We start from the raw sequence: 23,060 nt of genomic DNA on the forward strand, positions 1-23,060 counted from the left end.
CTGATATGCTGGCTGAGCGGAACCGGGCACTGTACCTTACAGGCCAGGACATCGACAGCAGTGCCCCGTCAGGATCAATGGCACCAACACCGTGCGCTAAACCCGGTTTGAAGAGTTACCCTAAGGCTTTCAAGTTGCAGTCAGGCGCCCAGCTCGTTCATCCCCAGGCGCTTACTCAGGTAAGTAACTGGGGTGAACGAGCGCAGGTAACAACACTGCGGCTTGAAAGACGACGGGTATAAACGCCAGGCACAATAAATGACAATGAGAGCGAGGAGAACGTCGTGCTAGAAGAATACCGTAAGCACGTAGCCGAGCGCGCTGCTGAGGGCATTGCCCCCAAGCCGCTAGACGCCACCCAAATGGCAGCGCTGGTCGAATTATTGAAGAATCCGCCAAAAGGCGAAGAAGAATTTCTGTTAGACCTGCTGATTAATCGTGTTCCACCAGGCGTCGACGAAGCCGCCTACGTCAAAGCAGGTTTCCTGGCGGCCATCGCCAAAGGTGAAGCGACCTCTCCCCTGATTACCCCCGAGAAAGCCGTAGAACTGTTGGGCACCATGCAGGGCGGTTATAACATTCATCCGCTGATCGACGCGCTGGATAACGAAAAACTGGCCGCTATTGCCGCCAAAGCGCTTTCCCATACGCTGCTGATGTTCGACAACTTCTACGACGTGGAAGAGAAAGCCAAGGCGGGTAACCCGTACGCCAAACAGATTATGCAGTCCTGGGCCGATGCCGAGTGGTATCTGTCACGCCCGAAACTGGCGGAAAAAATCACCGTTACCGTATTCAAAGTCACCGGTGAAACCAACACCGACGATCTGTCGCCGGCGCCGGATGCCTGGTCACGCCCGGACATCCCATTGCACGCCCTGGCGATGCTGAAAAACGAACGTGAAGGCATAGTGCCGGATCAACCGGGCAGCGTTGGCCCGATTAAGCAGATTGAGCTGCTGAACAAGAAAGGTTTCCCGTTGGCCTACGTCGGTGACGTGGTCGGTACCGGTTCTTCCCGTAAGTCCGCCACCAACTCGGTGCTGTGGTTTATGGGCGACGACATCCCGTATGTGCCGAACAAGCGCGGTGGCGGTGTGGTGCTGGGCAGTAAAATCGCGCCTATCTTCTTCAATACCATGGAAGATGCCGGTGCCTTGCCGATTGAAGTGGACGTTTCTGATCTGAACATGGGCGACGTGATCGACGTTTACCCGTACAAAGGCGAAGTACGTAACCACGAAACCGGCGAACTGATCGCCAACTTCGAACTGAAAACCGACGTATTGCTGGATGAAGTGCGCGCCGGCGGCCGTATCCCGCTGATTATCGGTCGTGGCCTGACGACCAAGGCGCGTGAAGCCCTGGGTCTGCCGCACAGCGATGTGTTCCGTATCGCCAAAGAAGTTGCCTCCAGCAACAAGGGCTTCTCGCTGGCGCAGAAAATGGTGGGCCGCGCCTGTGGCGTTGCCGGCGTGCGTCCGGGCGAATACTGCGAGCCGAAGATGGCCTCCGTAGGTTCTCAGGACACCACCGGCCCGATGACCCGTGACGAACTGAAGGACCTTGCATGCCTGGGCTTCTCCGCCGATCTGGTCATGCAGTCGTTCTGTCACACCGCCGCGTACCCGAAACCGGTTGATGTGACCACTCACCACACGCTGCCTGACTTTATCATGAACCGTGGCGGCGTATCGCTGCGTCCGGGCGACGGCGTTATTCACTCTTGGCTGAACCGTATGCTGTTGCCGGATACCGTCGGCACCGGCGGGGACTCCCACACCCGTTTCCCGATCGGCATTTCCTTCCCGGCCGGTTCCGGTCTGGTGGCGTTTGCCGCAGCGACCGGCGTTATGCCGCTGGATATGCCCGAGTCGGTGCTGGTGCGCTTCAAAGGCAAAATGCAGCCGGGCATCACACTGCGTGATCTGGTGCACGCCATCCCTTACTACGCGATCCAGCAGGGCCTGCTGACCGTAGAGAAGAAGGGCAAGAAGAACATCTTCTCCGGCCGCATTCTGGAAATCGAAGGCTTACCTGAGTTGAAAGTGGAGCAGGCGTTTGAACTGACCGACGCCTCTGCCGAACGCTCCGCCGCCGGTTGCACCATCAAGCTGGATAAGGCACCGATCGAAGAGTACCTGAACTCCAACATCGTGTTGTTGAAATGGATGATCTCCGAAGGTTACGGCGATCGCCGTACGCTGGAGCGCCGCATCCAAGGCATGCAAAAATGGCTGGCGGATCCGCAATTGCTGGAAGGCGATGCGGATGCGGAATATGCGGCGGTGATCGAGATCGATCTGGCAGAGATCACTCAGCCAATCCTGTGTGCGCCGAACGATCCTGACGACGCGCGCCTGCTGTCCGACGTGGCCAACAGCAAGATCGATGAAGTGTTCATCGGTTCCTGCATGACCAACATCGGCCACTTCCGCGCTGCCGGTAAGTTGCTGGACCAGCACAAGGGCCAGTTGCCGACCCGCCTGTGGGTTGCGCCGCCGACCAAGATGGATGCGGCTCAACTGACCGAAGAGGGCTATTACAGCGTGTTCGGCAAGAGCGGTGCGCGTATCGAGATCCCGGGGTGTTCACTGTGCATGGGTAACCAGGCGCGGGTGGCGGACGGCGCGACGGTAGTTTCCACCTCTACCCGTAACTTCCCGAACCGTCTGGGCACCGGCGCCAACGTTTATCTGGCTTCCGCAGAGCTGGCGGCGGTTGCTTCGCTGCTGGGCCGTTTGCCAACGCCGGACGAGTATCAAACGTACATGGCACAGGTCGATAAAACGGCGGCGGATACCTATCGCTACCTGAACTTTGACCAACTGGGCCAGTACACTGAAAAAGCCGACGGCGTGATCTTCCAAACCGCCGTTTAAGCCGCGTTACCCTAAATAATTCGGGTTGCGGCAAGGCGGCAACTGAATGAATCTCCGGAAGTTTGGTCGACCAAATGACCGGGGTGAATAAAGGCGGCCAACGCCGTTGCAATTCGAAGAATGATGGGTAATATTGCGCAACTGTTCAACGGGAGGCCTTGGCCTCCCGTTTTATTTTGCTCAGTTGCCAACTTTGCGAGCGCTCGCTGAGTTAGCCATGAATTAATGTTTACACTAAGAAAAAGGCTCAGGAGGGCATGCTATGGATTACGAATTTCTGCGTGACGTGACCGGTCAGGTGGTGGTCAGATTCTCGATGGGGCATGAAGCTATCGGCCACTGGATCAATGAGGAAGTCAAAGGCGACTTCAATCTGCTGGACCGGATCGAAGCCGGGGCGGCGGAAGTCAAAGGCAGCGAGCGTCAATGGCAGTTGGAAGGCCACGAGTATACGTTGCTGATGGACGGTGAAGAGGTGATGATCCGCGCCAATCTATTGGCGTTTGAAGGCGACGAGATGGAGGAGGGGATGAATTATTATGATGAAGAAAGCCTCTCGTTCTGCGGTGTCGAAGACTTCCTGGCGGTGCTGAAAGCCTACCGTTCTTTTATGCTCAAATACTGAGTTTATCCGCCATACTTAAAGACAAGCGCTCAGTGGCGTTACCTTTTTATCCTGTCATCTAGCGCCTTTGTTTGCGGGCGTGTCTGTTGAGCTCCTATTTTCAAGTAGCCGTCATGTATTTTTAAGCAGCGATGCTAAGATCTAGAAAGAGTACCCGGCGGTGAGTTTTTCCGTCTGCAATGAATGACGTGGCGATCATTGCCTTCTTTTAGTGTTTGGCATTTAGCTTGGAGCATTATGGATATCAATAGAGCTCAGGTGGCACAACTTTTTAATGCGGCGGTGGATGACGCAGTATTGCAGGCAACAGCAAAAAAAATTGCCTTGCCTCAGCGCCTTTCTTGGCTTTATATCATGGCCAATGTGCGAGAGGATCCGCTGGATGACCAATACTTCGATGCAATAAATACCTATGCTTTAGCGCCAGAAAATCCTATTCCGTCATGTTTTGATTGGATGTTCGCTGAAAGTGCGCGCCGATTTTCCGACTTCGGTGTTCGGGTTGACCGGTTGGGACTGGAGCAAGATATTATTTTGCTGACGAATCATATCGCTGCTGGGTTGGACTGGAGCGATCTGCACTTCGACCCTGCCCAACCTCATTTCATCCGTCATGAGTTTCTCCACCCGCAACTTACCGCTGCAACATCACTGGCTATTGTTTGTGAGCTACTGGCGATTACCTGTATCAGTTGCGCTAAGCATGAGGCGAGGGTCAGTATTGATGGCATGCCTGTGGAGGTGCAATTGGGCGACGATAGCTTTGCTGATTTGCAGTGGGAAGGGGGGGCACGCAGCGCTTCGCTGAGTCTCCGAGCCAGTGACTTACGTCATTTGACTCCTTATGAGGCTCTTGAACTTAGTCATGAACTGGGACATTGCCGGAATCATTTGGCTTCAAAACATCCAACGGGCGATTATGGCTTGCCGTTTTGGGATACGGAATTACCTGCCTTTCGCGAAGAGTGGCGATTATGCTCACGGCTTGCTCCAGAAGTCAGCTCCCGTGCTTGGGCACTTGAGGCCATCAAACAGTCGGTGTTTGCCCTTTTTCCGCTGCTGGCACCGGAATTGGGGGTTAAGGCCGCTTTTAATCGTGCGGTGAAACATAATCCTATTTATGGTCATACCCGAAAAGAGGCGGATTGGTTATTGCTTAAACCCCCACTGTTTGTTTGGAGTGGTGTGCCCTATGTGCAGTATTTTCTTAGTCTTGTACGCTTCTTGTTGGAGACTGGCCCATACGATGAGGTGCTGGCACAGGGTTTGACACAATGCCAGGGCAGGTTTTCACTTTATGTCGATTGAAAATTCATCGCATCGTTAGTCAGACGACTTTCATCCAGAATTGGCATTGAGAGTAAAATTTCCAGTGCGCTGCCGGCCGCAAGCAAGGTTTGGTCACCAAAAAGTGGCCCAACCAGCTGCATTCCCAGAGGTAATCCATTGGAAGCCAGGCCAATAGGTAGATTTAACGCAGGATTGCCAGTTACGTTGAATGGAATGGTTTGCGTTGGCATTACGTTGGCCGGTGGTGGCCAGTCGGCGCTAAATTCACTGAAGGCAGGTGCGGGGCGCAGTGTGCTGGGAAATACCAACAACTGATATTGAGGGAATACGTTGGAGTTTAGCCAACCTGTGAGTTCATTGCGCAAGCGTTGAGCATCCAATAATTCCGCTGCTGAGACCGTAGCACCCGGCAGAACGCGTTGATAGGTGAAGCGCCCGAAATCACCAGGTCTGTCGCGTAGATTCTGTTGGTGAATGGCGAAGGATTCGGCAGCCATGATGATCCTTCCGCACGCGTTGAATAAGTTAAAATCCTTAAATTGAATTTCTTCAACAATTGCTCCTGCATTGCGCAACACCTCAATACTCTCATCCATAGCCGCGAGTAGTTCTGGGTGAGTATTCGGGTTATCTGTCAGTAAGTGACGTGGCCAGGCGATGCGCTGATTACGCCAGTTGATTGCGGGAGGGGCAAGAAAATTCACTGTACTGACACAGCTGCTAGGATCCTGCGGATCATGACCTGCGATGACTTGCATGACTGGTGAGCTGTCTGCGGCAAAGCGCGTAATTGGGCCACAATGATCGAGTGACCATGAAAGGGGAAATACCCCGTGTCGGGATACCAGGCCAAAGGTTGGTTTGAAGCCGACCACCCCACATAAGCAAGCTGGGCCACGGATGGAACCGCTGGTGTCTGAACCTATGGCTATTGGAACCAACCCTGCGGCGATAGCGGCACCTGCACCTGATGAGGAAGCCCCAGTAAAGAACGCGGGATTCCAGGGATTACATGCGGGAGGAAAAGGCAGTTCAACGCTGGGACCGCCAAGGGCAAATTCATGCGTTGCCAGTTTACCGAGATAGATACCACCGCCAGAGGCCAGTTTCCTTTCTACTGTGCAACTGTGAGAAGGGAGGTGGTATTGCATGATTTTTGAGTGGCAAGTCGTCATTGCATCGGCTACGTCAAATATATCCTTCAATGCATAAGGGATCCCATGCAGTGGGCCTCTATCCTGTCCGTGAGCCAGTTCGACGTCGGCGCGTAGTGCATCCCGATGCGCCCGCGCCGAATCTACGCTGATGAAAGCTTTCACATGTGGATTAAAACGCGTTATGCGTTCCAGAAAATAGTCGGCTAATGTCACTGAACTCAGACGCCCATGACGTAAGCGCTGGCCCAACTCGGCCAAGGATAATGTGTGCAGTAGTTCACCCATGGCAAGCCTTGTAGCAATCAACTATTTTCAACGGGTCGAAGCCATTTGAGGGTTCCGTCTCGGGATATTTTATTGCGGCGAGAAGAGCTACAGCCTCGCGGATTTCACGTGTACAGCGTATGGCACCGGAGCGGTACTGTATTGGTACTGCTATGTTCAACAGCGTCATGTAACGTTCGAACATGATTTCATCTTCTTCCATCCGTTATTTCTCCTCTACGATACCCGTGTGGGGGCTGTCAGCCTTGAACCAAGGGGAGGAAAACAGGGCGTCTCGGAAACTCTCCTCCACCTCTGTTGGCAAAATAAACCCCAGTTCTCTGCGGGTGGCCTCAACAATTTGCGGCCAGGCGCGCCCATCCGCATTTAAAACGCAATGATGGAAAGCAGCAAGATAACGCTTATCACGTGCCAGATGATTCTCTAGTGGATGCCGTACTGTGGGGGGCAGAGTTTGAATCAATCTGCGCAGATTCAATGGGCCTGACCAATGACCGTACAGACCATCCGCTGTTTGGTCTGATACATGCGGTTTTTGAGCAAAATATTCCGGTGGTTGCTGCTGCAGTGCTTGCAGCAGAGGTACGACGATTGCCAGAGTACGTTTCATTTCAACTGATGATACTTTGTCCAGGGTATCGCCAGCGCTGTGGTTGAAACGATCGCCGATATGACAAATTTGGATTGCCGGACTGTTGCGTCGATGGTCGTTGTGATTCATAAACAGCGCATGGTCGGAAAATCCGTGAAAGGGCAGGCTCAGCCATTGTCCGCCGGAATCTGCCGTTTGGCGGAACACTTCAGCGGCAAACTGTTCTGCTAACGAGCCCAGAGGTGAAGACAGGCGCTGCAGCGGGTGTTCTATACACAGTGGCGAGCCGCATAAAGTTTGATTTTCTCCGACCATATCGAGATTGATCACCGCCAGTGGTGCGGGATGATGACGATAATGGTGTTGTAATGCAGCAACGCCCAAAAATTCGGGCCCCCAAACGAATCGGAGGCTATAACGCAAAGGGGGGAAGGTTCTCTCTTTTTGCAGTTGAGCCATGAGTGTCGCAGTTTCCAATAGAGCGCTAATCCCCGAAGCGTTGTCGTTGGCGCCTGCGCGTGAATGGCAAAGATGGGCTGTCAGCCAGATCTCCTGTGTGGTGTCGCAACCTGGCATACAGGCCGTAACTACGGGCATGGTGGCCGTATGATCCAGGCATATTTCCACTTGTGCCTTGCCGTGCTGGCGAGCAGCGGCAATGAGACGCGTCAGCTCCTCAGGGGTGGCGCTAAAGGCAAACAGTGGGCTATCCGCCGGTAACTCAATACGGCCGCGGAAAGTCTGTTTTGTTTGTGGATCGTGGCGGGCGGGGGCATCAGTGATAAAACCGGCAGCCCCCCTCTGAGCCAAGAGATCCGGCCAATTTTGTTGGGAAAACTGAACGCTGGGGATAACGAGAATTTTACCCTGCCATTGAGTTTCCTCGGGGGTAACCAGTGAGAAGTGTTGCCTGGTGACGGCGCAAGAATAGGTGGCAATGGCAAAAGCCTGTTGTTGATGATCAATCAATAGGTTATCGGCTTCAGACACCCGCAGCCAAGCCCGTAGCGGTGTCCAGGCTAGTGGTGCAGTAAACTCCCACCACTGTTGCTTACCATCAGCAGGAAAATGCAGCGTGTCCACCGGCATCAAACCACGTTGCCGGGCGGCCGTCGCAACCCATTGCGCCGCTTGCTCAATCCCTAGTGAAGCTTGAAAGCGGTCAAATTTTCCCAAAGCTTCAATGGGGTGCATAAGGCGCGATGTGCTGCTGTGTTGCAGCACCCATGCCACTCGTTGGGCGGTTAACATATGCTGCTCTCAATTTCAGTAATTGTCGGAAAGTTTTTCTTTCATTTTCAGCATATTGGATGCAGACAGTATGATGGAACCTATCAGGAACAGTCCGCCCATGATGCGCAGCACTTCGTTGGTGGAGATGGAGCTACCCCAGGCGCCATAAGCGGCCAGAGAAAAGGGAATGAACATTTTGAAAATACTGCCGGTTATCCCATTGATTTTCCCCAGGTCCTTCGCTGGAGCTATCACCAATCGATAAGTGCGAACGCAGACGATATAGATGGAGAACAGAAAAGATTCACAAAACAGCAGTATCCCCAGCGTTACAGTATTGATATGAATACTGATCAGTATGTAGGTAAGCCCGACGAGGGGGATGGAATAGACCAGCACCTGGATTACGCCGAAGCGTTTCTCAACGCGATCGGAGCACCAGGAGCCGATGATTGCTCCGATGCCACCTGCGGCAAACAACAGGCCGACTTGAAAATCGGAAAGATTGAGCTGGGACTTGGCGTAATACATCACGGCGATTTCAGAAACGACGACAATGGCATTGGCAAAGGATGTCCACCAGGAAAGTATCCATAAGTTACGTAGCCGGTACAACGCCTTGAACCCATAAATGATATCGGGAATAAAGGGCTTACTTTCCGCGGGGGGCGTGCGTCGAAAGCTGAATAAACTCAACAGTAGCGCAATAAACAACAACATATAGGAAAGACTTAGTGTCTGGGTATAAGTGAGAAGCAACAGAATTCCGCCGATAATGGCGGGGCCCGCGCTGTCAAAAACATTCGTCACCATATTATTGTACTTGTTATAGGTGATTAATCGGTTTTCCGGTAAAGCCACTTTTGACTGGACGATCAAGGCGTTGTTGGCAAAGTAAGTCATGCCCATGAGCATGAATACCAACAAGAATAATAGATGTTGCGAATGGACGCCGTTCCACGCCAGTAGTATGACTACCGCTATTTGCCCGACAGTACCCCCGATAAACCCTTTTCGGCTGCCTATACGGTCGACCAGAGTACCGATGACAAAGCCCAGAACCAGAAAAGGAAGGTATTCGAATAGCCGTACATGGCTCATCAGGTCGTTCGACTGCGTCAATTGGAAAGCCCACAGCGGCAGGACGAAATAGATAATTTTCTCAGAGATGGCTTTGAGAGCGGTAATCAGTAAAAGTAGATTCATAGAGCAGGATCCATCCGGTAAAAATGTCGGATAAATGTTTGATCCTCCAAATAGATGGGCAACGGGGTAGCACTGAGAAGCTTGTCCAACTCCTTTGTTGACTGCGTGGCGGGTAAATGTTTACTACAAGATTGTAGAAAAGAAAAAAACCGCTCCTGTCCTTCCAGCATCAGAATTCGGCCGCGAATGACCAATGCGCGTTGTGCATGGCTCAATTCATCATTGATCCCTTCCTGCAGCGTCATTTTTTTCCAAAAGTTGCGCAGATCAATCAAAGGTTCACCACTCATAGCGACACCCAAGCTGACCAGTTTAAACATCATTGATTGGCACATAGGCGGCTCTCCAAATCGTTTTCGTGTTGATAGCAGGCAACGATTTCATCTTGCAGGTCGTAATAAAGGAAATTGAGGTAGGCCATATCGTCAATAATTTCTTGTTGTTGCTGATTTGATAATAGAGGGATCAGCTCGAAATAGCGCTTGGTGAAATCTGCATGTTCTCCCTGCACATTAATGCGCGCATGGCTGAGGTGGCTATCGCGGATTTTGTGAAACTCCGGCGTGTCTGGAATACGTTCGGAGAATTCCATCAGGTCGTCGTCGTCACCTTCATAGAAAAACAGGCTGGCAAAAAATGAATGCGGCCTGCGGAGCGCCATGTCTTTCAGAAGATCCATATAAGCCAATGTTGAAGGCAACGGGGTTGAGGCATACAGTTGCTCTTCTCGCCAGGGAGTATCGTTGAACGCCTTGGCCATAATGCGTTCGTGGAACAGTTCTTCCTTCACAAACTCCTGAGCCAAGGTCTGCAAGGCTGCTGGTAGTTGATCGGCAAGAATGCCTACCAATGATGAAACCGCTAACCGGGTTACGTGGAAATACTCCAGTGTCCAACCGAGCAGAAGTATGCGGTATTTTTCCGGTTCAAGCATAGCTTGCGCCAGCGTTGTTTCACCTCGCTCAAGCGCCCATTGGTTATTGACCAGGTTGTACAACCGGTTGTAGAACGCAACGCCAGAACAGCCTTGTTCACTGATCGCGGGATCTTGTACCTGAGATTCATACGCCAGATGGTTTTCGAGCAGATACTCATAGAACTGAGTATCCTCTTGGCTGAGGGCCTGAGACGGGAGGATATTCCCCTTTGCTAATTCTTTAATTTTCTCTAATGCATTGCGATATTTTTCATCATCGTCGAAAGTGATTTCATGCGTTTGTAAAAAAACTGACAACTGAAGAGTACGATCCTTCCCATTTTCTTTAATATGAACGTAGTCAGGTAAAGAAATCATTGGAAATACCTTAATAGAGTCAGAGTTTAAGTTCAGTGCTGCATGGATGATAACGCTCAATGGTGCAACAGTCTGCACCATTGAGCGTTGTTAAATATTACAGAACAACGCTGATACGACGTACTTTCTTCAGTTTTTTCGCTTTCATGTTAATTTCTCCATTAAAAGTGATTAACGTTTTCCGGAATGCTGCGCAATCTGTCATAGCGAAAATTGGCAACGAATAAAGTCTTAGCACAGCGTCAGTTCGTGTCAATGAAAAGTTGCTAGATTGTTGCCGATTGCTTAAGTGTTAAAGTTAATGAAAAACACAGTGTTGTGTCTTTTGTTGTTTTTTATTGCTTTGATTTATATGGTTATTTGTTTTTTTTAACGAATTACAAAGATATGAAAATAGTAAAATAATTTAACTTTGAAACTATTCTTTCTTTGATCATAACGTTTTTCTAATCATTTTTATAATTTTATCTGCTTGTTTTTGATTTAATAAATCCATTTGGTTATAAGTGGTCGGTGTGGGCAAACGTTCTAATGGCTTTGCATTCAATGAGTTGACCATGTTTACGTCATGGTTTTTTTGTGTTGTTGTTATCTTTTTGAAATTAATGATTTTTATCTTTTTTACTCGCGCTGTGGTTCTGTTTTTTCTTTGTAGAACAAAACATTAATTCCTTGGTGGAGGTTTTATCGTGCAGGAGTACATTGAAATTGGCTAATTTGACAAAAATGGCAAGTGCTTCAAAACTGGCTTGGTTGCATGTTCGTTTTATTTGAGTTTTGCACATGTAATATACTTCCGAATATCAATTATTATTGAGGACGTAATTATGAATAACGCACTTAAACAAAACCCGAGCAGTAATTTTAATCTGAAGAACGAAGCCGTTAATCTCATCAGTAATGGCGCTGACGTAAAATATTCTGATATCTCAGTCAGTGAACTGGAATCAATGCGCGCTGAACGTGCATTCATTCCCGCCTCACGTCATGGTATCGAAACCATTTGCGGTGCAAGCTGCGAAACAGGCGCGCAATAATCTATTTTTGGGCCACATAGTGCATGTGGCCTTATCTCAGTGAATGGTGCATCTCATATATATAAAAATCAGGATGAATCCTAAGGTGAAGTTATGTCTGCAAAGTCGACGTTAAATTCTGTTGGACCTGAAATTTCCGTAGTGACGGCGCATGGCCGACAGTTGCTTTCCAGCCGCCCAGATGAGCGCCTGATTGATGTGTTAGGCAGAAACAACGTGCCTTGGTCTGCGGTATCTATTTATCAGCGCCGCGACGGTGAAGAAGCTGTGTCTTTGTGTTCTGGGTTGGAAAAAACCATGGCGGAATTTGATGCCGACCAGCTTTTTCTCTACTTTAATCGCAATGTGAACCCGTTCAAGTTCTCGCCAGAAAAATTCCAGGTAGTCAAAAGTGCAGATCAGGATTCGGAATCAACGGAGTATATTTATCAGGATCTGAAAAATGCCGATGCGAGTGCACAATCCTACCTGAAAAAACTTTCACCAGAAGAATGCCGCGACATTATTGCCGCGCGTGTCGCTGAAACCATCAAACAGCATTTGCCTCAGGGGGCCGATCTGGTCGTGGGTGTCAGCGGTGGTGGCGACAGTAATTCGCTGTTGCATGGGTTGAGCCTTATACGCGATTACGTCAATGTGCACCCCGTGATCATTATGGGTATCCCTGATTGGGATAAAGGCGTGCCGCGAGCAGAGGAATTGTGCCGTAACTATCAGTTGGATTTGAAAATTATCAAGGAAGATGAGGTTAAATCCCTGCTCGGTATCCCTGCCGACGGTGAAAGTTTGATAGATCGTTTTGAACGCACTTTCCAGGGTGACGACTTCGAGTTTTTGGGGACGTTGTTGATTCGTCTGTCGTTGACCGGTTACGCGCGTGAACTGGGCACCCGTTTCATCAGTACCGGTCTCAATCTGGAAGATGTGTTGTGCGAAAACCTCTACCGAGTCTCAACCGGCTTAAAGCCCGCATCTTCACCGGCGCGCAAGATTGGCGATATGACGCTGGTGATGCCTCTGTGGATGTGCCCGAAGCGCATTATCGATGGTTGTTTCCCTAAATATTCCCTCGATAATTATGAGGCGCGTTATCCGTGTTTCTCGCTGGGACGTAATTTGTATTACAGCGTGATTTATACCTTGCAATCGAGCTATCCGGGGTTCCCTGAGCAAATGGCTCGCGGGCTATCGGAACTGGCTGCGAAGGATCCGGTTGAATACCAGTTGGATGAACAATTGGGATTTTATGTCGAGCGAATGGTGCCGCTGGCCTTGCGCCATAAATTCCAGAAAATGCTCAAGGATTCGCGAGGGAAAAGCCTTGATGAGCAATCTGAGGAAATATTGCGCACCGAAGAATAATGCAACGGGCCCTGCAGTATTTCGGTAGGGGATTTCATCGCTTTATACAGGTTTTTTCATGCTGATCAATCTTCTTGGCTGTGATGGGGCAGGAAAATCAACGCAGTTGAAATGGCTAATCCCTTGGTTGGAAGAAACCACGGGGCTGCCGGTGCGCACGCTTGCCAAACGGGATGCCCTGCAAGTCGAGCAATACCCTGAAGCTCGGTATTTTGGCTGCAGCTACCGTACGTTAATGTATGAAATTTTGCCTGAAATGCGTGATGAGAGCAGGGCTCTTTTTCTGTTCAACCTTTTCGCTATCCAGCTTTGCCATACTCCGCCGCGTGCCGATGAAATCGTATTGCTTGATGGTGGTTGGCAAAAACACATTGCGACTGAGATGGCTCTGGGACTGAGCGAAACCTGGCTAACGCACTTGACCGGCGTATTTCCGCCTCCTGATCTTACGCTGTTTCTGGATGTAGAACCCGACACGATTATCAAATGGAGACGTGAGAATGGCGATACCCATGCCCCTTATGAATGTGGCAACCAGTTGGAATGCAGTGATGAGCGCTTCCTGGAACATATGAATAAGGTCTATCGCATCTTATCCCGCCATGCTTGCGAACAAAGTTGGACCCGGGTCAATGGTCGTCAGGCTCCTGAACAGGTCTTCCGGGCATTGTGTGGCGGGGTGGAAAACTATTTAGCCGCTCAACCTGTTGATGGCACCTTTTTGTTTGCTAAAGATCCCTAACCTTGACGAGGCGAATATCATGGAAATTGAAGTTTCCCTAAGTGGAGAGTGGGTTGACCCGCGCATTTATCATGAAGTCTCAGCGATCGGGCTGTTACGTGGTGAATATATTTTCCGCCGTGCAGGGAAGTATCTTACGGCGCCTGATGGGCGCCAACTGATGATTGACTATATTGAAAACGTGCTAAAAATATTTCCCGATAAAGATGTCTGGTACCGTTTTATTGATGCACCCGCAAATGAAATCAATATGCTGGAAGGATATGACGAATATGTACTGGAAGAATTTCCTACTATAGGTTTACGTGGTATGCGAAGAGCCATGGAGTTAACCAATACCTTCGAAATTGAATTCGATGTGGTAACACAATTGGCGAAGAAACACCCCAATCTGCATATCATTTTTCCGTATGTTTGCGAAATGGCTGAAATAGAGTTCGGTATGGACTATGCCCGCCGCTTTGCGTTTCCTAATAAAATTTCCTGCATGATGGAAACCCCGGCGGCGTTTTGGCACGCACAGGATATCGAAAAACTTGGTATTGAGCATTTTCTTGTGGGTATGAATGACCTCAGCAGCCTGACCATTGGTGCCAGCCGTGGCAGTGGTTACGATCGCCACAATCATCCGGCTTTGATAGGTATGTTGAAATCGCTGCGTCAGACCTTGAATCATGGTCGTATCAGTATTGCCGGCTACATGAAACCGGAATTTCTCGATATAGCCCAACAGAGCGGAATGGATGCCATTACTGTGCATTACTCTTCGTTTCCGGCTTTTTTTGGCGAGAAATTCAAAGATTTTAAAGATATGGATTTCATGCTCAACTTTAAAAAAGGGGATAACCGCAAGCGTCTGCGTCTTTGGGCCCAGTCTCTGCTCGACGTTGCCAATGATAACGACTCGATGACGATCCAAGGGCTGCATTGGCATAAAAAAACGCAAAGCTGACGATCGCTGGCAGGAGAGACCCGTTGAATAAATATGTGGTGGCGATCGTGGGTGGGGGCCCACGATCGGTTTATGCTCTCGAGCGCCTATTGGCCTTGCTCCAGAAAGAACCGTTTCCCGGATCATTGAGTATTCATGTGTTTGAGTCACATGGCCGGATTGGCGCAGGCGTTGCACATAGCGATGAACAGCCTGTTTGTAGTTATCTCAATCGCTGTGTTGACCAAATTGCTTTTGCGGCTGATGAATCCGTCCTGGCCACTTCGGTGTTGTTACCTTTACCACTGAGAATGACCTTTCATCAATGGTGCCAACAACGTTTTAAACAAACGGGCGATGAACGCTTTAATCTTGCCGGGCATGACGTACCGCACCGATATCTGCATGGTGTGGCGCTGCGTGACCATTTTAATCTTTACGCAGCGTTGCTGAATAAATTACCTGGGGTGGAAGTTATCGCCCATCATGATGAAGTGACAGGAGTACGTAAGCACGCTGCTGCTTTCAAACTGTGGTTTGCCAGTGGACGAGCATGTTTGCAGGCCGACCATATCTTATTCATTACCGGTCACACTCCTTGTCGGCCAAAGCGCGGGACGGATGAAGCACGCTATAGACGCAACCGGCGCTATATTCCTTATTCCTATCCACTTGAACAATGTTTCCCACTGCAAAAGGTGAGGGCCGGGAGCCGAATCGGGCTGCTGGGTATGGGGCTAACGGCGATTGACGTCTGTTTGTACCTGACAGAAGGGCGCGGTGGCCGGTTTATCTCTGGCGGGGATGGGGTTCTGCATTATCTGCAAAGTGGCGACGAGCCAGCTCAGATAGTGGCACTTAGCCCAAGTGGCAAAATGTACTCAACACGCCCGGTTAATGCCAAGGTCATGCCGGAACATTTGCACCGCGCTGAATTTTTCAGCGAAGTTGCTGTTGAACAACTGCGTCAGAATCACGGACGCAGGGTTACCTTGCCTGATGGTTCTCTTCAGCGACAACTTGATTTTCGGCGTGACATATTTCCGCTGGTGGTACTGGAAATGGCTTTGGTCTATTACCGCACGTTGTTAGGTGAGGCGTGGAGCCAATGGCTGATTGAAGCGGCGACACCGGCCTACCGGGCCTTTTTGTCTCCTGCACCTCATGACGGTGAGCGGGATATCCATCTTTTACTGCAGCCGGTACAGCGGTTATTTGACCAGGCGGTGGCGGATTTCCAAGCGTTTTATGCAAACGGTAACGACAGTAATAACGCATTTATTGGCCAGGCCACGGCTTTTTATCGCACTCTCACCGATCAGGAGTTGGCACCAGAACGGATCCTTCCCGCGCTTTTCTCTTTGCAGCGTCGGCAAGTGAAATGGGGGCACTCGATCCATCTGGCTGCGCATAGGTTTGACTGGTCGCGAATTTTTGAGCCTTTCACCGACCAGCCAACGCGCAGTATGTCTCAACGTCGACGCCAGGTACTGCGTTGGTTAGAACGAGATGTGGCCGCTGCCAGCCAGGGGAATCGACTTAATCCATTGAAGGCGGCTTGCGACGGTGTTTGGCGTGATTTACGCGCGGTTTTCTCTGCTGTTACGGATTTTGGCGGGTTAACGCCAACGTCTCAACGCGAATTTTCGACATTGTGGATGTCTTATTACAACCGCTTGTCGAATGGCGCTGGGGTTGAGGCGATGCAGAAAATGGCGGCCTTGATTCGTCAGGGGCGCGTTGTCTTGGCACCGGCCGGCATGCGCATCAGCTCTGCGTGTTCGCAAAGAGGTTTCAAATTACGCGGACGGGGTCAGAGGCTGAAGATAGACCATCTGGCTTGCGCACGTTTGCACCCGTTCGATGCCCGCCATCAGCAGCGTCCGCTGTATCCGATGATGTTGCGTGAAGGGCTGATTCGGCTATGGGAAAACCGTGTCCCGGGAGGAGAAAGTTTTGTACCGGGGGGACTGATGCTGACGGCCGAATTTCACCCACGTGCATGTGATCTTAGTGTAGAAACTCGTCTGACATTTCTTGGTGCGCCGGCAGAAGGCGTCTGTTTCTTTCAGAACGCAGCCGCTCGCCCTGGAACCAACAGTGCGGCCCTAAATGTGGCTCATCGTTGGGCGGCGCAGATGCTGCAAACGTTAAAAGAGCAGGTAAAGCAGCCAGAGGAGACTCAGTGGGTATGAGGCTACAAGTTGAAGACGGTGTGGACAGTTTACGCCAGTTCCGATCGCGCATCGCAGAGCGCATGGCGCATCAACAACGACAAGCACGCCCGCGTCATCAGGTGATCTTTGCTGTCGACGGCATTTACGCTGACCTGGCACAGCGCTGCTGGCGTTACGCCTATCAGGAACAATGGCGTGCAATATTTCCTTCCACCTCGGCAACCTGTTGGTTGAGTAGCCTGACCGGGCAGGGCATAAGTCAGCATGGCGTTCCCGGCGTGGTGTTTCGGCCCGATCCTGCTCGGCAAACATTCATCAACATCTGTGATTATCAGGGCGATGCAATTACGCCCCCCACAGAAAATCTGTTTACCGACTGTTACCTCTATGGCTATACCCCACAGGCGATTGCGGGTGATCTGCTACCCATACAGGGTAGCTGGACGCGCGCATTGCTTTCTGGTGTCGCACATATTGATCCCTGTCCTTTTTATACCGGCTTACCACTGGCGCGGCCCGCACAGATGATCGCCCGTTTGGAACAGGCTGTCGGGCAGAGGCTAAACGGCGCAGCCCCGACCTTGCTATGGTGTTTTATCGATATTGATCAGTATATCCATCTGCACGGTTATGACGATGGCGTAGAGACATTCCTCCGTGGATTAGAGCCTTTGGCTGAGCGTTTGGTGAATCAGGGGTGTGATGTGATTGCCTATGCCGACCATGGTTTGGTACCGACACACAACGATCCCGATATTGCGCAGTCGATAGCGCGGATTAGCGACGAGTTCGGCGCGGTGATGGGCGGGGCGGGACGCACTCGCTGGTTTTATGTCGCGCAAGAACATGAAGACGCGCTGCAGCGGCGTTTGGCGGCTGCATTGGGTGACGCAGCTTGGGTCGTTCCACGAGCATCATTGTTTCCCGCTTTAGGGGCGGAGCGTATTGGTAACCTGTTAGTGATTGCGCAACAGGAGCGTTTTATCGCCCCTCCGTCCTATCGCTATGAACATGGATCACTGCAAGCACAAGAAATGTCAGTGCCTTACGCTGTGTGGGAGTGCCAATGATTACCAGAGCGATAGATTCCTATCAGGACATAGTCACGCTGGATGATACGCCAACACGGCTCAACCTCTCCTGGACTCAGGATGAAAGGTTATTTATTCGGCCTGACATCAGCACGGTAATCCAGCAGATACTGCAAACAGAAGCTAAGACGGGTTTACCCGAAATATACCGCTATGCCGTCACCGATCCCTGGGGGGAAACCACGCTGCGTCCGGCGGTAAAACATTATTTTTCACTCGCGCATGACCATTTCTCTTTGTCCTGTGGCGCGGGAGTGATCTCGTTGTTGGCGGCATTGACACATCTTTCGAAAAGGCAGCGCGTGGCCATCATCGGGGATGTTTATCCGGATTTTCCCTGGTGGCTTCGGCAGAACGGACGGGAATCCTACCGGCTGTTGGCAGGAAGTGAACAGGAAATTTATGCCGGTATGTGCGCTGTTGGCGCCGATATGTTGTTTCTTGAGCGGCCGGGGTTACTGGTTGATGATTATGGCGATCTCGTCAAACTTAGAGGTTTGTGTCAGGTGTTGGCACAACACGGCATGCTGTTATTGATCGACGAGTCTAACGCTAATTATTGTTCGCCGGCCTACAGTGCGGTGACTTTGTTGGGTGAGATGCCGAATCTGATCATTCTGCGCGGGGTGTCGAAGGGATGGGGGCTTGGTGGATTGCGCGTGGGTCTGTGCCTTTGCTCCAGCGAGTTACAGGGCAAGGTTCGCCAGACGCTGCCGCCATTGCTCAATGCTTCGTTGTCACTGCGTATCGCCGCTAACATTCTGGCTTTAGGTGATTCTACCGCAGAGCTGCGGGTGCAAATTGCCCACCACAAGCAGCAAGCCTTGGCGTTATTTGAGGGCCAGCCCATATTGGCGGCCAGCAGTGCGTTGCCTTATTTGTTTCTGGCTCCTGAAATGGGCTCGGCGTTGGAGGCGAGAGGTGTCAAAGGCAAGAACCATCTCTGTTGGCAAGGTGGCGAGGAGATGACGACCCTATTACGGCTGAGTATCCCCTTATTGCCAGCGCGATTGGCGCGTTTGCGACAATGCATGACATCTTGTTCAGATGACGGGGGACTTAATGGAAAACGATGATCTATTAGCGATTTTTTTGTTTGATCGCTCGCGAGGAGTGGAGCTTGGCAAAAGGCTTTCACAAGAGCAATGGCAGGCATGTCTTGAGGCTGCGGTGCGGCACAAAATACTGCCGTTGGTGGCGAGTTACTATCACCGCGTCAGCACTCGGCCATTGACGCCGCCTTTGGAAGATATCCTGGCCGCGCATCGGTGTGAACGCAATAGCTGGCTAGAGGCTTGCCGTGCCTTGCAGTTTGGCAGTAATGAAACTCAGGCCATGCTGATGAAAGGATTTGGCCACGAACTGCTGTACCCGGAGTGCAGCGAGCGTTTTGCCAAGGATCTGGATATTGTCGTGCGGGATTTGCCTGCATTCTGCAACTTTGCCACGCAACTCTTCCTTAGCGGGTTCTCTCTCCCCTTCATGGCCCGCTTCTATCTGCATCCCGAGACCGGCGAATGGTGCGGTGTTGCGCGTTTTATTTTTGAACAAGGCCTGGAAGATGGCGGCGTGGAGTTACATATCGGGCAATTTGCTGTTGACCACGGCCACTTGATTGATTGGGCCGAGCTGGAACCTCATGCGGTGAAACGGGAGTTGTCTGGGATGCCTTTATGTGTGCCGGATATTGGCATGATGCTGAAAGTTTTCTTTATGGAGCTGGCGACACGTCCCGAGTGCATGTTACGCGATCTGTATGACGGCCATTGCCTGTTTATGGCTGCCACCATCGATCCACAAATACTTTATGATGAGCTTGCTGAAGCGCAGTTGTTGCCACAGGTGGACAAACTCTTGGCGGGGTTTCAGCTATATCGGCAACCCCCACCCCCATTGTTGAAACGCCTGGCTCAGAATATTCACGGGAGCGACAGATCGATACCCCTGTCGTGGCAGCAACGTGTGCGTCAGGCAATAGATCGTGCCTGTGAAAAGGGAGGCTGGCGGCTAAATTTCCTCAGCCTGTTGGATCGACCATCGGCCATCAACTTCGCATTGCATCGGGGTATGGCGATCAATGCGTTGCTGATTGATGCGCGCTGCGAAGCGATTAGCCTAAGGCGCCACAAAAAATACCTGATGTTAACCACCCCCGCTGGGACGTTTCTGCTCGGCATCTGTGGCCTGTTCAGTGATGATGAAGTTGAACAACTGCAAGCTTATCTGGCAAGGGCGGCATTGCCATCCGGAATGATGTTAGAGGAGAATCAGGATGGTTGAGCAAAATAGAATGATGAAGTTGGGGGCTTTTTGGTATCCCACGGGTTACCACATTGCAGCCTGGCGACACCCCGATGTTCAGGCTAATGCGGGTATCAACTTTCAGCACTGCGCAGAATTTGCCCGTATGGCTGAAAGTGCAGCTTTTGATTTCCTCTTTCTTGCCGATAGCCTGGCCGTAAAAGGGAATGACTGGGGCGAGTTGAGTCGTGGGGCGCATCGTTATGTGGGGCAGTTTGAGCCACTGACATTGCTTTCCGCACTGAGCGCACTCACTGAACGTATCGGCTTGATTGCTTCAGCAACCACCACCTATAACCATCCTTATAATTTGGCCCGACAGTTCGCGTCATTGGGCCATCTTAGCCAGGGGCGCGCCGGTTGGAATCTGGTGACGTCACAGAACCCGTTTGAAGCTGACAATTTTGGCTTGAACAGTCATCCTGAACATGACACTCGTTACCAGCGTGCCGAAGAGTTTGTCGACGTTGTGGCGGGGTTGTGGCGCAGCTGGGACAGTGACGCCTTCTGTTATGACAAGCAAAGCGGTGTGTTTTTTGACGTAAACAAAATGCATGTACTGAATCATCAAGGTGATTTTTTCCAGGTCAAGGGCCCCCTAAACGTGCCGCCTTGTCCCGGTGGGGCTCCTGTAATAGTACAGGCTGGATCATCCGAAGCAGGACGCAACCTGGCGGCGCGTACCAGCGAAGTCATATTTTCTGCTCAGCACGAAGTGCAAACGGCCAGAGAGTTTTATCAGGATGTAAAACAAAGAGCACAACAGGTCGGTCGAGCCCATTTACCGTTGATCATGACAGGCGTTTTCCCTTTTGTTGGTCGTAGCCAACAAGAAGCGCAGGATAAGTTTGAGCACCTCCAGGCGTTGATTGACGATCGGGTTGGGTTAGCATTATTGCAGGTTCAATTGGGAGGGGTTGATCTTACCGGCTACGATCTTGATGGACCGTTACCGACGATTCCTATCAGTAATGCCAGCCAGAGCCGGCGCGAGTTATTGCTCTCATTGGCAGAACGGGAAAAATACTCTATCCGACAACTGTACCGTCATGTGGCAGGAGCCCGGGGACATTGGCAGTTGATTGGCACGCCGCAGCAAATCGCAGATGAAATGGAACAGTGGTTCCTGACTGGTGCGACCGACGGATTCAACGTTATGGCACCTTGGTTACCGGGGGGAATGACAGACTTCATCAACCTGGTGGTGCCAGAATTGCGGCGACGTGGGTTGTTTCGCCGACATTATACAGGGCGCACTTTGCGCGACCATTTGGGGCTGAACGGCTAGTTTTTATCTTTGCGTTATACTGTTACCGGCGCACCAACGGGAGAGACAGAATGCAGAAAGCATGGCAGCAAGTAGATGATTATCTCAAGCGGCAGTTGCTGAAAGAGGATCGCAATTTGACGCAAACACTGGCGGCGAATGCTGCCCAGGGGTTGCCGCCACATGATGTTTCACCGCTGCAAGGGCAGTTCCTGATGTTGATGGTACAAATCAGCGCCGCACAGCGAGTGTTGGAAATTGGAACCTTGGGGGGGTTTAGCACTCAGTTCATGGCACGGGCGTTACCGCCTGACGGCAGTTTGATTTCGCTGGAGAAAGAAGCGACCAATGCTGCGATTGCCCGTGAAAATGTGGCACGAGCCGGATTGGCGGATAAGGTGACAATCCAGGTGGGAGAAGCGGCGGCTTTGCTGCCGGAGTTACAGCAACACGCTCCGTTCGACTTGATTTTTATCGATGCCGACAAACAGAATGCGCTGATATATCTTCAGTGGGCCATTCGGCTAAGCCGGACCGGCAGCGTTATTATCATGGACAATGTGATACGTGGTGGCGCGATTATAAGTGAGGAGCGTGATATACATGCCGAAGGGATCTGTCAGACGTTGGAAGCCGTGAAAAAATATCCAGAGCTGACCGGGACAGCATTGCAGACGGTGGGTGAAAAAGGCTGGGACGGATTTGCGCTATTGCGGGTAGATAAATCGTAACGGAAGTGGCAATCGTTTGAAGGAATAGCCCTGATTTAATTCACAGGGCTAAGCGGAGGCTATCAAACGTGCGGAATATTGCGGCCGTAATAGATTTCCTGCATCTCCTTCCACAGCAGATCGGTAATCTCTTTACGCTCGGCCTCGCTCAGGGCTTCCGGCTTGGCGTTAAACAGGTAGTGCTTCAGATCGAAATCCTTCAGCAGCATCTTGGTATGGAAGATGTTCTCCTGGTAAACGTTGACGTCCATCATATGATACAGCGCCTTCATGTCATCAGACATAAAGTTCTGGATCGAGTTGATCTCATGATCGATGTAATGCTTCACGCCATTTACGTCGCGTGTAAAGCCACGCACACGGTAATCCATGGTGACGATGTCAGATTCCAACTGGTGGATCAGGTAATTCAGCGCTTTCAGCGGTGAAATTACGCCACAGGTCGACACTTCAATATCGGCGCGGAAGGTGCACAGCCCGCCTTCTGGGTGGCTTTCCGGATAGGTATGAACGCAGATGTGGCTCTTGTCCAGGTGCGCAACCACCGTCTTCGACAGGGGGCCAGGCTGCTCCGACGTATCCACATCTTTCGGGTCGACCGGCTCTTCGCTGACCAGAATGGTGACGCTGGCACCCTGAGGCTCATAGTCCTGACGTGCGACGTTCAGAATATTGGCGCCAATGATCGAGCAGGTCTCACTCAGGATCTCGGTCAGGCGGTTGGCATTGTATTGCTCGTCAATGTAGGCGATATAGCCATCGCGGTCATCCGCGGTTTTGGCGTAACAAATATCGTAAATACAAAAACTCAGGCTCTTGGTCAGGTTGTTGAAGCCGTGCAGTTTTAGCTTTTGCAA

20 protein-coding genes are annotated in these 23,060 nt (G+C 51.1%); 13 read left to right on the top strand and 7 right to left on the bottom strand.

Annotated elements, in window-relative coordinates; translation table 11 throughout:
- The first annotated feature begins 284 nt into the window (after positions 1 to 284).
- From acnB to V2S86_RS20035, 3 genes are all read left to right on the top strand, one after another.
- Positions 285 to 2,882: a bifunctional aconitate hydratase 2/2-methylisocitrate dehydratase gene (acnB, locus tag V2S86_RS20025; RefSeq protein WP_330763840.1), complete on the top strand. Its 2,598-nt coding sequence runs from the start codon at positions 285 to 287 to the stop codon at positions 2,880 to 2,882.
- Between the two features lie 262 nt (positions 2,883 to 3,144).
- Entirely contained in the window at positions 3,145 to 3,507 is a 363-nt protein-coding gene (gene yacL / locus V2S86_RS20030; protein ID WP_004947927.1) for a protein YacL, read from the top strand.
- Between the two features lie 237 nt (positions 3,508 to 3,744).
- The gene (locus V2S86_RS20035) at positions 3,745 to 4,815 is read left to right on the top strand and encodes a hypothetical protein (protein ID WP_330763841.1); all 1,071 of its coding nucleotides are present in this window, start codon (positions 3,745 to 3,747) and stop codon (positions 4,813 to 4,815) included.
- Here V2S86_RS20035 and V2S86_RS20040 read toward each other — a convergent pair.
- From V2S86_RS20040 to V2S86_RS20065, 6 genes are read right to left on the bottom strand one after another with little or no spacing between them, the layout of a single operon-like run.
- Positions 4,803 to 6,239 (bottom strand): amidase, encoded by a 1,437-nt coding sequence (locus V2S86_RS20040; protein WP_330763842.1) that lies wholly within the window; start codon positions 6,237 to 6,239, stop codon positions 4,803 to 4,805. The two genes, V2S86_RS20035 and V2S86_RS20040, sit on opposite strands and share 13 nt — an antisense overlap.
- Positions 6,232 to 6,441 (bottom strand): hypothetical protein, encoded by a 210-nt coding sequence (locus V2S86_RS20045; protein WP_330763843.1) that lies wholly within the window; start codon positions 6,439 to 6,441, stop codon positions 6,232 to 6,234. The genes V2S86_RS20040 and V2S86_RS20045 overlap by 8 nt, the downstream gene beginning before the upstream one ends.
- A gap of 3 nt (positions 6,442 to 6,444) precedes the next feature.
- Entirely contained in the window at positions 6,445 to 8,082 is a 1,638-nt protein-coding gene (locus tag V2S86_RS20050; RefSeq protein ID WP_330763844.1) for a DUF4910 domain-containing protein, read from the bottom strand.
- A 15-nt stretch (positions 8,083 to 8,097) separates the two neighbouring features.
- Positions 8,098 to 9,270, bottom strand: a complete 1,173-nt coding sequence (locus V2S86_RS20055; protein WP_330763845.1) for an MFS transporter — start codon at positions 9,268 to 9,270, stop codon at positions 8,098 to 8,100.
- The gene (locus V2S86_RS20060) at positions 9,267 to 9,593 is read right to left on the bottom strand and encodes a hypothetical protein (RefSeq protein WP_330763846.1); all 327 of its coding nucleotides are present in this window, start codon (positions 9,591 to 9,593) and stop codon (positions 9,267 to 9,269) included. The genes V2S86_RS20055 and V2S86_RS20060 overlap by 4 nt, the downstream gene beginning before the upstream one ends.
- Positions 9,590 to 10,564: a hypothetical protein gene (locus V2S86_RS20065; RefSeq protein ID WP_330763847.1), complete on the bottom strand. Its 975-nt coding sequence runs from the start codon at positions 10,562 to 10,564 to the stop codon at positions 9,590 to 9,592. Before V2S86_RS20065 ends, V2S86_RS20060 begins: the two co-directional genes overlap by 4 nt.
- Positions 10,565 to 11,391: 827 nt before the next feature.
- On the opposite strand from V2S86_RS20065, the gene V2S86_RS20070 reads away from it, so the two are divergent.
- The 10 genes from V2S86_RS20070 to V2S86_RS20115 all read left to right on the top strand — a co-directional run bounded on the left by V2S86_RS20070 (position 11,392) and on the right by V2S86_RS20115 (position 22,203).
- Positions 11,392 to 11,601 (top strand): hypothetical protein, encoded by a 210-nt coding sequence (locus V2S86_RS20070; protein WP_330763848.1) that lies wholly within the window; start codon positions 11,392 to 11,394, stop codon positions 11,599 to 11,601.
- A 93-nt stretch (positions 11,602 to 11,694) separates the two neighbouring features.
- Positions 11,695 to 12,963: a hypothetical protein gene (locus V2S86_RS20075; protein ID WP_330763849.1), complete on the top strand. Its 1,269-nt coding sequence runs from the start codon at positions 11,695 to 11,697 to the stop codon at positions 12,961 to 12,963.
- Between the two features lie 58 nt (positions 12,964 to 13,021).
- Positions 13,022 to 13,705, top strand: a complete 684-nt coding sequence (locus V2S86_RS20080) for a dTMP kinase (protein WP_330763850.1) — start codon at positions 13,022 to 13,024, stop codon at positions 13,703 to 13,705.
- A 19-nt stretch (positions 13,706 to 13,724) separates the two neighbouring features.
- Positions 13,725 to 14,657, top strand: coding sequence for a putative PEP-binding protein (locus V2S86_RS20085; protein ID WP_330763851.1), 933 nt, complete (start codon positions 13,725 to 13,727; stop codon positions 14,655 to 14,657).
- A gap of 23 nt (positions 14,658 to 14,680) precedes the next feature.
- Positions 14,681 to 16,831 (top strand): FAD/NAD(P)-binding protein, encoded by a 2,151-nt coding sequence (locus V2S86_RS20090; protein WP_330763852.1) that lies wholly within the window; start codon positions 14,681 to 14,683, stop codon positions 16,829 to 16,831.
- Entirely contained in the window at positions 16,828 to 17,883 is a 1,056-nt protein-coding gene (locus V2S86_RS20095) for an alkaline phosphatase family protein (protein ID WP_330763853.1), read from the top strand. The genes V2S86_RS20090 and V2S86_RS20095 overlap by 4 nt, the downstream gene beginning before the upstream one ends.
- Complete coding sequence (locus V2S86_RS20100; RefSeq protein WP_330763854.1) at positions 17,880 to 18,980, top strand: aminotransferase class I/II-fold pyridoxal phosphate-dependent enzyme; 1,101 nt, start codon at positions 17,880 to 17,882, stop codon at positions 18,978 to 18,980. Before V2S86_RS20095 ends, V2S86_RS20100 begins: the two co-directional genes overlap by 4 nt.
- Entirely contained in the window at positions 18,967 to 20,184 is a 1,218-nt protein-coding gene (locus tag V2S86_RS20105; RefSeq protein WP_330763855.1) for a nucleotidyltransferase family protein, read from the top strand. The genes V2S86_RS20100 and V2S86_RS20105 overlap by 14 nt, the downstream gene beginning before the upstream one ends.
- Positions 20,177 to 21,493 (top strand): LLM class flavin-dependent oxidoreductase, encoded by a 1,317-nt coding sequence (locus tag V2S86_RS20110; protein WP_330763856.1) that lies wholly within the window; start codon positions 20,177 to 20,179, stop codon positions 21,491 to 21,493. The genes V2S86_RS20105 and V2S86_RS20110 overlap by 8 nt, the downstream gene beginning before the upstream one ends.
- 50 nt (positions 21,494 to 21,543) lie before the next feature.
- The gene (locus V2S86_RS20115; protein WP_330763857.1) at positions 21,544 to 22,203 is read left to right on the top strand and encodes an O-methyltransferase; all 660 of its coding nucleotides are present in this window, start codon (positions 21,544 to 21,546) and stop codon (positions 22,201 to 22,203) included.
- 62 nt (positions 22,204 to 22,265) lie between these two features.
- Here the strand turns inward: V2S86_RS20115 and speD are convergent, their stop codons facing one another.
- Positions 22,266 to 23,060, bottom strand: coding sequence for an adenosylmethionine decarboxylase (speD, locus tag V2S86_RS20120; RefSeq protein WP_330763858.1), 795 nt, complete (start codon positions 23,058 to 23,060; stop codon positions 22,266 to 22,268).

Source organism: Serratia sp. C2(1) (assembly GCF_036352655.1).
Lineage (GTDB): Bacteria > Pseudomonadota > Gammaproteobacteria > Enterobacterales > Enterobacteriaceae > Serratia > Serratia inhibens.